This is a genomic window from Achromobacter sp., from assembly GCF_036567245.1.
GTDB lineage: Bacteria > Pseudomonadota > Gammaproteobacteria > Burkholderiales > Burkholderiaceae_B > Achromobacter.
In genome coordinates this window covers 1-10380 of record NZ_DATCUY010000445.1, presented here as the reverse complement: position 1 = coordinate 10380, position 10380 = coordinate 1, and the positions used below count along the sequence as shown (strand labels likewise).

Here is a 10380-nt window from a genome sequence, read left to right as displayed (position 1 = left end):
CGCGACGGTTACGCGAATCGGTGGCCACCAGGTTGTAAAACGGACGCTTCTTGGACCCACCGCGGGCCAGGCGAATCACCACCATAGGTAATCCCTTGAATTAGTTGTGAAAAACGGGAAATTCTAGCACTTAAACAAGCCTGCTGGCAAATGGCAGTGCCGAATTGTGCGTAGCGGCGCGATTTGTATCCTAAAACACCACATCCGGGTATTCTACAAACACGGGCCGGGGCCCGCGCCGCAGTTCGAAGTGTAGCCGCCCAGCCCCTCTCGTGCCTGTCTTAGTGCGTCAGAACTCAGTGCGTGTGAAGAAATAGCCCGATTGAGGAGATCGGTTTTATGTCGACCTACGCAAGACCCCGCGCTTCGATCCCCCCTGCCGCCTATCCACGGCGCCGCCACCGCACCTGCTTCAAGCCATCCCCCTGAGGGCAGCCCACCCGCCGCCCGCCTCTGCTTTTTTTCAGCGGTTTTCCCCCAACTTCCTCTAACCGGAGGGTGCACCACCATGAAGAATCAGAAATCAGTCTTCACCCCTGTCGCGCGCCTGGCCCTGGCGGGCTTGCTGGCGGGCACTTTGGCCATGCCGCTTGCGGCCTCGGCCCGTGTCGTGGGCGCCGCCCTGACGACCGCCTCTGGCAAGGTCACCGCGGTGGATCAAGCCAGCCGGACCATCACACTGCAGGGTGAAAACGGCAATAGCGTGGACATCCAAGCTGGCCCCGATATCCGCAACTTCCAGCAGATCAAGCCCGGCGACACGCTGACGCTCGACTACTACGAGTCGGTGGCGGTGGACGTGCGCCCGGCCGGATCCGGAATTCCAGAGGTCAAGACCGAAACCGCGGCCACCCGCAGCGCCAAGGGGGCCATGCCTGGCGGCGCGGCCGGACGCCAGACCACCATCACTGCCGAGATCTGGCACATCAACAAGAGCGCCAACCTGGTGACGCTGAAGGGTCCGCAAGGCGGCATGCGCACCATCCAGGTCCAGGATCCCGCCCTGCAGGCACGCCTGCAACAGCTGAAGGAAGGCGATCTGGTGGATTTCACCATTACCCGCGCAGTCGCGGCCGCCATCCGCAAATAGATGAGGGTTACGCCCAAGTAGAAGGGCCCGCCTTGCGGCGGGCCCTTCTACGTGGCGGGCGCTGGCGGCAGCCGATCAGCGCCGCCGCAGGAAATGCACCCCGCGGCCATCGACCTCTTGTTGCGCCACCAGCACATTGCCCGTCTGGCGAGCGAACGCCTGGAAGTCCCGGATCGCATTGCGATCCGTGGTAACGACGCGCAGCACCTCGCCGCTGGCCATCTGCGCCAACGCCTTCTTGGCGCGCAGGATAGGCAAGGGGCAGGTCAGGCCGCTGGCATCGACTTCCTGCTCGAAGGACGGCGCCTGCGCGCCGCCATCAAGGCTGGTATCCGCCTCGCTCATCACAGACGCTCGTCCACCCATTTCTGCACGCTTGCGATCGCGGCAGGCAAGGCTGCCAGGTCGGTGCCACCGCCCATGGCCATGTCGGGACGGCCGCCGCCCTTGCCGCCCACCTGGGCGGCGACGAAACCGACCAGGTCGCCCGCCTTGACGCGGCCGGTCAGGTCGGCGGTAACGCCGCCCACCACGCTGATCTTGCCGTCGGCCGAACCCGTGGCCAGCAGCACGACTGCCGGCTTCAGGCGGTCTTTCAGGTTGTCGACCATGCCGCGCAAGGCCTTGGGATCCACGTCGCCGATGCTGGCGGCCAGGACCTTGATGCCCTTGACCTCGACCGCGGCACTGGTCGCCAGATCATTGCCGGCGCTGGCAGCAAGCTTGTTGCGGGACTGTTCCAGATCCTTCTCGAGGCTCTTGACCTGTTCCTGCACCTGCGCGATGCGCGCCGGCAGATCCGCAGGCGTGCTACGCAGCATGCCTGCAACCTGGGTCAACAAGGCGTTCTGGTTCTGCACCCAGGCCAGCGCGTTGTCGCCGGTGATGGCTTCGATGCGGCGCACGCCCGCGGCCACGCCGCCTTCGGACACGATCTTGAACAGGCCGATGTCGCCCGTGCGGTTGACGTGCGTGCCACCGCAGAGTTCGCGCGAGAAACCGATGTCGAGCACGCGGACCGTGTCGCCGTATTTCTCGCCGAACAGCGCCATGGCGCCGCCCTTGACGGCGTCGTCGTAGGCCATGACCTGCGCCACGGTGGGCTGGTTGGCCAGGATTTCGGCATTGACGATGGCTTCGACGCGAGCGATCTGCTCGGCGGTCAGCGGCGCATCCTGGGCGAAGTCGAAGCGGGTCTTGTCGGGATCCACCAGCGAGCCGCGCTGCTGCACGTGCGCGCCCAGCACCTGGCGCAGCGCCTTGTGCATCAGGTGGGTAGCCGAGTGGTTGCGCACCGTGCGGGCGCGGCGGACCGCGTCAACGCGCGCGAGCAACGTATCGCCCACGGACAGCGTGCCGGACTCCAGCTCGCCATGATGGCCAAAGACGCCGGCCTGGATCTTCAGGGTGTCGGCCACGGCGAAACGCACGCCGTCGGCTTCCAGCAGGCCGGTATCGCCGACCTGGCCGCCCGACTCGGCGTAAAACGGGGTAGCGTCCAACACGACGACCGCGCTCTGGCCGGCCTTGACCTGCTGGACCTGCGTGCCGTCCACGTACAGGGCCGTGACCTTGACGCCATCCAGCTCCAGCTTTTCGTAGCCTTCGAAGCGCGTGTCCGCGCCTTCGTAGCTCAGGCCTTCGGCCATCTTGAACTTGCCGGCGGCGCGCGCCTGGTCGCGCTGGCGTTCCATGGCGACCTCGAAGCCGGCCATGTCCACTTCCACTTCGCGCTCGCGGCAGATGTCGGCAGTCAGATCCACCGGAAACCCGTAGGTGTCGTACAGCGTGAACAGGGTCATGCCGTCCAGTTGGCCGCCCTTGGGCACATTGACCAAGGCGGAGTCGAGGATGCGCATGCCGTGTTCCAGCGTTTCGCCGAAGCGCTCTTCTTCCTGCTTGAGCACCTGGGCGACACGTTCGGCCGTGGCCGCCAGTTCCGGGTAGGCCTCGCCCATTTCGGCGACCAGGTCCGGCACCAGACGGTGGAAGAACGGCTTGGTCTGGCCCAGCTTGTAGCCGTGGCGCAGCGCGCGGCGGACGATGCGGCGCAGCACGTAGCCGCGGCCTTCGTTGCTGGGGATTACGCCGTCGACGATCAGGAACGAGCAGGCGCGGATGTGGTCGGCGATGACCTTGAGCGAGTTGTCTTCCAGGTTCTTGATGCCGGTCTCGCGCGCGGCGGCGGCGATCAGGTGCTGGAACAGATCGATTTCGTAGTTGGAATGCACGTCTTGCAGCACGGCAGCGATGCGTTCCAGGCCCATGCCGGTATCGACACAGGGACGCGGCAAGCGCGGCATGTTGCCGGCGGCATCGCGTTCGAACTGCATGAACACCAGGTTCCAGATCTCGATGTAGCGGTCGCCGTCTTCCTCGGGCGATCCCGGGGGGCCGCCCCAGATGTCGGGACCGTGGTCGTAGAAGATTTCCGAGCACGGGCCGCAAGGGCCGGTGTCCGCCATCTGCCAGAAGTTGTCCGAGGCGTAGCGTGCGCCCTTGTTGTCGCCGATGCGGATGATGCGCTCGGCCGGCACCCCGACTTCCTTGGCCCAGATGTCGTAGGCTTCGTCGTCTTCCTGGTACACGGTGACCCAGAGCTTCTCGGCGGGCAGCTTGTAGACCTGGGTCAGCAATTCCCAGGCGTACTGGATGGCGTCGCGCTTGAAGTAGTCGCCGAAGCTGAAGTTGCCCAGCATTTCGAAGAACGTATGGTGGCGGGCGGTATAGCCCACGTTCTCGAGGTCATTGTGCTTGCCACCGGCGCGCACGCTGCGCTGCGACGACGTGGCACGCGTATAGGACCGCGATTCCTTGCCCGTGAAGACGTCCTTGAACTGGACCATGCCCGAATTGGTGAAGAGCAGGGTCGGGTCGTTGCCCGGGACGAGCGACGACGAGGGAACAATGGTGTGTCCCTTGGACTTGAAGAATTGCAGAAACTGCTGGCGAATCTCGGAGGATTTCATCGTGGGCGAAGCAGAATTTAGGCGAATTTTTGATTATAGAGGGTTGGCGGGCATCCCAGGAAAAGAGGCCTTGCGGCAGACTCAGCGCACGCAGACGTAGCCGATGGTCCGGCCCTGAGCTTCGCTCCATTCGTCCCGCCCGGAAACTGCCACGGGCGTATAGCCGCCAGGGCAGGAGCAAGTGCCGGTGCGGGGATTTGCTATGGATCTGCCATTGGGGTTGTCACAGCCGAACGGGAGGTTGACGCTGTACGCCCCGCCAAAACCGCCGCTTGCCGGCCCCCACGCCCGAGACTGGCACGTCAGCAGTTCTCCCTGTTCCGAGGTAGCCATGGTGCCGTTCGCAACGTCGCACGGCTGCCCCGCGCTGGCGCGCGCGCCGACCTTGAGATAGGAGCCTACCTGCGCGGAAGATGCAACGCTCAGTTCGCCTTGCAGCTGCGGATCGCGTGTATCCCGTATCCGGACGTAGCGCTCCAGGTCCGGCCCGCCAGTCCCGGTTCCCGCCCACAGAGCGAGCGTGCCCGGCGCATAGGTCGGCCCGCCGGCCGCTACGGGGTTGGCAAAACTGAATGCCGCGCCGCGCACCAGACCCGGCGTTGCGGGCCACACCGCCCCGCCATAGCCGTCCGCGGCATTGATCACAGCGGCCATGCCGGTCAGATCGAGAGACTGCGTCCCCGTTTTCATCAGCGGCGTCGCGCTGTAGACCAGCCCGTCCACTCGGCAAGTCTCGCCTGGGCATGCCCGCGACCGGACGATCCGGACATGCGCGCCAAAGCCCAGGGCGGAACGCTCGGGAAACTCGACAGGCAAGAACCCGGCACCGCGCAATTCACCTACGGTGGGCGCGAGCGGATCCGCGAACAAGGGGCTGCCCTTTTCGCTGCGAGGCGAGTCCCCCTTGGCGAAGACGGCGGAATGCCGCGCCAGCACTTCGGCCACCGCCAGGCGGATCTGCGTCAACCATACGCCGGCGGCGCGGGCTGCCGCGTCTTCGATCCTCTGGACCACCTGGCCGGACGCCCAGATGGCCGCCATGGCGCTCAGGGCCAACGCCACCACCAGGCCCGGCAACGAGAACCCGCGCTGCCGCAACCAAGCCGCAGCGGCCCCCGATCGAGCAGTCTTGAAAGGCCGGCTCATTTTGCGACGAACACGAAGGTATTGACGTCGCCCGGGCTGCATTGGGCCTGAGCCAAAGCCGCGCGGTAAGGCACGCTGGGCGTCGCGAACGCGTCCTTCACGACCCTGAGGCCGCCTCCCCCGCCACCGATCGAGATGGTCTCCGACATCCGCTGCAGCACCGAGGCCAGCGACGGACATGCGGCCTGGCTGACGTTGGTCAGCTTGATGGAGAACGCGGAACCCTGGCCCGCGCTGCCGAATGAGGCTGCGGCGACCTCGACCACGCCATTGCCGCCAACGCCGCTGCCGCCCAAGCCATGGGCGACGCGCGCCGCGCCCCCTGAGCCATCGACCGCCAGGACGCTGGACTCCCGCAAGGCATTGGCCATGGCTCCGGTGTCCAGGCCGGCATAGGGCGTGACCCCGCCGCCTTGCGCATTGGTCTTCATGCTGGCGATAAAACGCTGCAATTCCTCGCCCACCTTGGGCACCTTGTTCTCAACGACGTAGGCGCCGATGGCCGGAATGCCGACGATCGCGATCAACAGGACGATGGCGGTGACGATGGAGACCTCCATCAACGAAAAGCCGCGCTGCCGGCTGGCGCGGAACGGGATTGCGTGTACGTAGTGCATGGTTGCTTTCCTCGTGAGATGCAGCGCGGGCCGACTGGCGCCGCGAGCCTGATACAGCCCCTATTGGCTGGCATAGAAATTGGTCAGCGCCTGGCGAAGTTCGTCGATCACGCCGTAATGCCAGAGCGTGATGCCCAGTACGGCGGCCACGGACGAGAGCAGCAACGCCCAGCGCAACACCGACGCCTGCTGGCGCACCCGCGCCAACAGGCGCGACTCGACGCGCAGCCGCACCTGTGCAAGCCCGGCCTCCATGCCCAGTGCATCCATCATGTCGGCCATGTACCACCAGGTGTCCGCATCCAGCAGGCCTGTGCCGAAGATCTCCGGACCGGTCTGGCCGCCATCTATCCGCCCAAGCATGTCCAGCAGATGCGCATGCATCCAGGGCGCGGCATCCCGAGCCTGCACGGCCAGGGCGCGCCGCAAGCGGGTGTCGGCCGCGCCGTGCTGCCTGACCAGCACGGCGAGCAGGGCAAGAAAACGGATGGCGTGGAAATCCCGGTAGAGCCGCCAGAGCAGCCAGCGGTCCAGCCGCGACCGCAGCGTTCCCGTATAGCGGGGCAGCGACCACAAGCTCAGCAGGGCCAGGCCCAGCAACAGCACCAGCCACAAGGCCAGCCATTGCCTCAGCCCCTGAGCCAGCGCGAATAGCGCGCGGGTCAGCCGGCCATATTCCTCTGCCGGTACGGCCTGGAACACCTGCTGCAAGCGCGGGACGCTGAAGAATGGAACGGCGCATAGCAAGGCGAATGCGACGGCGGCCGCGGCGACGCCCGCCGCCGCAGCCGAAACCAGTGCCAGCCAGGCATCCGACGTCAACCGTACGGCCCGCGCCACATCCCGCAATGCCGCAGACAGATCGCCGCCCTCTTCCTGCACGCAGCTGAGCAGCACGCATTCGCTGGACGGCAGCGTGTCTGCCCAGGCTGCTCCCAGATCGCCGCCGGCCTCCAGGTACATGCCCGCCCAATGCCTGGACAGCCGCCCGCGCACGGTATCTTCGCCATGACGGCTCGCATCGTCCTCGAAGACGTCGCGCAGATTCTTGCGGCCTTGCGTTCCTTCCACCAGATCCGCCAGATACTCGTAATAATCCGCGCGTCCCGCTCGAAAGCGCAATGCGTCCAGGCGCAGCAACAGGGAGCGGCCGGAGGGGCCGCTACGGAAAGCACGCAACGATAAGGGCTTAGTCATGACCAGGCCCGCCGGATCTGGCGCCTTGCCCGGACAAGGCCGCGGGCACATCGAAACGGCGCAGCAGGGAGCGGGGATCGACTTCTCCACGGCTGACCTTGTAGAGGGCGCAATCCCGCGCCAACGCGCCGCGCGTGGCCTCGCTGCGCCAGGCGGCCGGTCCGGCGCCCTCGGCCTGGCGCTTCAGCCCTACGTTGTCGCGCTCCCGCACGCGCTCAAGAAAGCCTTCGACGCGCTCGGGCTCGAGCATTTCGGCCGCCACGCTGCGGCCTGCGACGCCGTTCAATTCAGGCAAGTGCGGACGCCTGCAAGCGCTGCAGCCGGCCACGTTCCTGACTCTGAGCGTGGCGGAGTCCAGCAGGAACTCCTGCTGCATCCGCCGCAACCATGCCTGCCACCCGGGTCGCTTGCCGCTCCCGGCGCATCTTGACCACAGGCTGTCCACGGGCAACGAACACTGGCTGCACAGGCGCGGCAGCAAGGTCTGGTAGACCAACAGCTTGAGTACGCCGGGCGTGGCCAGAAAATCGCGCGACACGCCGATCGCGTCGGACGCCAGGCGCTCAGGTATCAGCACCGCGCCAGCGGCGTGGGTGGTGGTGTACAGGCTGACGCCAGAACCCGCCAGGTCCATGAACGCGCGGCCAGTATCGATGTCCCGGATCTCGCCGATGAGCAGATCGTTCATCGCCGAGCGCTTGATGGTCTTGAGCTTGGCGTCGAACGCCGGCCACGCGGATTCAGCCAGAGCGCCCCCCAGCGTGTTCTGCAGGGCATTGTCGATGATGTATTCGACCGGATCTTCCAGTGTGATGGCCTTGCGGGTAGGAGCAATGCCGCGCATCAGCGTCGCAATGGTGGTCGATTTGCCGGACCCGACCACGCCCGCCAACACGATGGCGCCGCCTTCGCGTTCGCGCGCCCGCACAAGGGTCTCGACCTGCGCCGGCAGGTAGCCCAGCGCGAGCAGATCGGCGTTGGCGGTCGCATCCAGCCGCAGTATGCGCAGGCAGACCGAAGGGCCGGCATCGGTGGCCAGCGACGCCCAGCGCAGCACGATGGGCACGCCGTCGATGTCCAGCCCGATCCGCCCTTGCTGCTCCAGCGCCGGGTCGAACACCGCGCCATTGCCGCCTCTGACTTCCATCCACGCGACTGCCAGGACTTCCAGCAGCGTCGCGTTCGACAGACTCGCAAAGCGTTCCGTACCGACGTATTCGCCGCCAATGGTGTAGCGGATCTCGCACGCTTCGCGCCGTCGATTGACGTTGATGTGCACATCGCTCGCCCCCTGGGCCACGCCCCATCGCACAATGTCCAGGAACAGCGCGGCCAGAGCCGAGGCGCGCTCTTCCCGCCGCACCTTGCCGCGCCCGGCCAGCCCAGGCGCCGCCAACTGCCCCCGGGCGATCATCAGCAGCAGCGGCGCCGGCAGCTGGTAGCGCGGCACTTGCGCCAGCCGGTAACCCTGGGCCAGCACCATGCGCTCGACTTCGTCGATCTGGTCACCCAGCGTGTAGTCCTTTACCGCGAACACGGCTACCTCGCCGCTTTCGAGCAGCACGGGGCAAAGCCTGCCGGCGAGGGCCGCGAGATCGAAATCGCGTCCAAGCGCCCGCGCGAACGCGGGTTGCAGGCGGGCGATGTCTTCCGGCGTCTGAAGTTGGGGCGCCTCCCTGGCCGCTGCAATGGGATGCACCACGACGGACGGCAAAGCATGCACGGTCATGGCCGGCCCCTGCCCGCATCGACGCAGGCTGTGCGTTCGATATCGCCGCGACGCAGCCTCACGCAATCGTCATTGATCGCCAGCAACTGATAGGCGCGCGCATCAGCGCCTCCCGCAACGGGCTCGCCTCTGCCAGCCTGATAGCGGAGCACGGCGCCATTGACCGCGATGTCGGCGTTCAAGCGCCGCGCGAGGCCGAAGATCGCCATCACGCGGATATCGTCGGACGCCTTGGCGGGCGGCGTCATCGGCGCCGCGGATTCGGTTCCCGAACGGCACAGGCCGGGAACGCGGCAATCCGCCAAAGCGGCTGCGGCGTCCGCGCGCAGCAAGGCGCGCACGGTTTCCGTCTCCGGCCATGGCCGCGGTTCATCGGCGGTCTGCGGTAACGGCTGGCCGTGAGCGGCCGTGACCAAGGCGGCCGACAAGACCAGACGCCCGATGAATCCTGCCGCGAGATTCGGGCGCGCGGTGCCGCCCCTATTCCTGTTCATAGATTTCTCCCTGTAGTTCGGCAACCAGCATGCTGGAGACCAGGGTGGGTTTGGGTTGAGCCTGGATGTCCAGCGACAGGCGGGACCATTTCGCTGGCGCAATGGCGCCGTCCAGCAGCGCAAAAGAGCGCAGCGGCCCCCGCAAGGTGATGGCGCGGCTCCGGATGGCAGGCCGCGCCGGGTACGTGGCGCCGGGTTGACCGGCGGCGGGCTGGGACTGCGTCGGCAGGGGCAGCGGCAATGCCGCCGCCAGGACCACGGAGGCGAAAGCCGCCCGCATCCGCTGCAACGCGGCGACCAGCCCGGTATCGACCTGCAGCGAAGTGGGCAGGACCAGATCCGCCAGCCACGCAGGCGCGGACGTCATGCGCCATGACAGCGTGGCTTCCTCCAGCGGCTGGAATGAGACCTGCCAACCCGCGGGCCGCAGCGCATGCAGAACGTCGTTGGCGGCCAGAGGGTGAGCCCTGGCATAGACCGCGGAGCAGTTCCAGGCCTGATCCGCGGCCAGGCAGTGCGCACGGGTCAGCGCCCAGCCGCGCACCTGTATGGGCAGCCTGCCGAAACTGTCCAGCAAGCGGGTGACTTCGGTGGGAGCGTGCACTACGGTGCTTTGCAGCAGGGTCTGATACGGATCACGCTGCGGCGGGATATCCACCGGGCCGGCGTTGCCGGACAGTTCACGACCGGACCATGGGGTGACCCAGCTGTTCCATGACGGGGGGACCACGGCGGCAAGCGCCGCGCAGGCCAGGAACAGACGGAACGCGAGCGGCAGCTCGGCCCAGCGCGAAGACAACGCGGCCAGACGGGCGGCCGGGTCTGCCGCCTGCAGCAGCAAGGTCCAGGCCTCATCGGCTTCGTGCGCCGGCAACGCAGGCCGCTGGGCGCGCAACTGCGCCAGCTCGCGCAAGGCCTCGTCGAGCGTGGCGTATACCCTGTCCGTCTGCGACAGCACGGTGCCGCGCTGCGCCGCCACCAGCCAATGCCCGCCGCTGGGCAAGCGGATCAGGCTGTGGCCTCCGTCCGGATACAGCAGGGCATACAGCTGCGCGGCCGCCTGGATGTGCCCATGCCCGCGCCGCCCCGCCCGCGAACCGCCGCGCCACGATGAGCGCACGCGGCCATAGCCGGCCAC

At 66.9% G+C, this 10380-nt stretch carries 10 protein-coding genes; 1 reads left to right on the top strand and 9 read right to left on the bottom strand.

The window, feature by feature from the left end; all coding sequences use genetic code 11:
• Window positions 1-85 (bottom strand): 30S ribosomal protein S16 (locus VIR09_RS19185; RefSeq protein ID WP_332014310.1); only part of this gene is annotated, 85 nt, incomplete at its 3' end.
• Between the two features lie 423 nt (window positions 86-508).
• On the opposite strand from VIR09_RS19185, the gene VIR09_RS19180 reads away from it, so the two are divergent.
• Window positions 509-1090, top strand: a complete 582-nt coding sequence (locus tag VIR09_RS19180) for a hypothetical protein (protein ID WP_332014309.1) — start codon at window positions 509-511, stop codon at window positions 1088-1090.
• Window positions 1091-1165: 75 nt separating this feature from the next.
• Here VIR09_RS19180 and VIR09_RS19175 read toward each other — a convergent pair whose 3' ends face one another.
• The 8 genes from VIR09_RS19175 to VIR09_RS19140 all read right to left on the bottom strand — a co-directional run.
• Window positions 1166-1435 carry a sulfurtransferase TusA family protein gene (locus VIR09_RS19175; protein ID WP_332014308.1) on the bottom strand — a complete coding sequence of 90 codons (270 nt, stop codon included), beginning with the start codon at window positions 1433-1435 and terminating at the stop codon, window positions 1166-1168.
• Window positions 1435-4059: an alanine--tRNA ligase gene (alaS, locus tag VIR09_RS19170; RefSeq protein WP_332014307.1), complete on the bottom strand. Its 2625-nt coding sequence runs from the start codon at window positions 4057-4059 to the stop codon at window positions 1435-1437. The genes VIR09_RS19175 and alaS overlap by 1 nt, the downstream gene beginning before the upstream one ends.
• A gap of 81 nt (window positions 4060-4140) precedes the next feature.
• A complete protein-coding gene (locus tag VIR09_RS19165; protein WP_332014306.1) occupies window positions 4141-5157 on the bottom strand; it encodes a prepilin in 1017 nt (338 codons plus the stop codon).
• A 44-nt stretch (window positions 5158-5201) separates the two neighbouring features.
• Window positions 5202-5822 carry a type 4 pilus major pilin gene (locus tag VIR09_RS19160; protein WP_332014305.1) on the bottom strand — a complete coding sequence of 207 codons (621 nt, stop codon included), beginning with the start codon at window positions 5820-5822 and terminating at the stop codon, window positions 5202-5204.
• A gap of 60 nt (window positions 5823-5882) precedes the next feature.
• The gene (locus VIR09_RS19155) at window positions 5883-7019 is read right to left on the bottom strand and encodes a hypothetical protein (RefSeq protein ID WP_332014304.1); all 1137 of its coding nucleotides are present in this window, start codon (window positions 7017-7019) and stop codon (window positions 5883-5885) included.
• Window positions 7012-8748: an ATPase, T2SS/T4P/T4SS family gene (locus tag VIR09_RS19150; protein WP_332014303.1), complete on the bottom strand. Its 1737-nt coding sequence runs from the start codon at window positions 8746-8748 to the stop codon at window positions 7012-7014. Before VIR09_RS19150 ends, VIR09_RS19155 begins: the two co-directional genes overlap by 8 nt.
• Window positions 8745-9089 carry a hypothetical protein gene (locus tag VIR09_RS19145; RefSeq protein ID WP_332014302.1) on the bottom strand — a complete coding sequence of 115 codons (345 nt, stop codon included), beginning with the start codon at window positions 9087-9089 and terminating at the stop codon, window positions 8745-8747. The genes VIR09_RS19150 and VIR09_RS19145 overlap by 4 nt, the downstream gene beginning before the upstream one ends.
• Before the next feature lie 139 nt (window positions 9090-9228).
• A partial coding sequence (locus VIR09_RS19140; protein WP_332014301.1) for a hypothetical protein occupies window positions 9229-10380 on the bottom strand: 1152 nt, incomplete at its 5' end.

What these genes read in the sequence shown, in the direction of transcription:
- VIR09_RS19155 (WP_332014304.1), bottom strand. Translation starts at nt 7,019, where the DNA reads ATGACTAAGCCCTTATCGTTGCGTGCTTTCCGTAGCGGCCCCTCCGGC.
- alaS (WP_332014307.1), bottom strand. Translation starts at nt 4,059, where the DNA reads ATGAAATCCTCCGAGATTCGCCAGCAGTTTCTGCAATTCTTCAAGTCC.
- VIR09_RS19160 (WP_332014305.1), bottom strand. Translation starts at nt 5,822, where the DNA reads ATGCACTACGTACACGCAATCCCGTTCCGCGCCAGCCGGCAGCGCGGC.
- VIR09_RS19150 (WP_332014303.1), bottom strand. Translation starts at nt 8,748, where the DNA reads ATGACCGTGCATGCTTTGCCGTCCGTCGTGGTGCATCCCATTGCAGCG.
- VIR09_RS19180 (WP_332014309.1), top strand. Translation starts at nt 509, where the DNA reads ATGAAGAATCAGAAATCAGTCTTCACCCCTGTCGCGCGCCTGGCCCTG.
- VIR09_RS19175 (WP_332014308.1), bottom strand. Translation starts at nt 1,435, where the DNA reads ATGAGCGAGGCGGATACCAGCCTTGATGGCGGCGCGCAGGCGCCGTCC.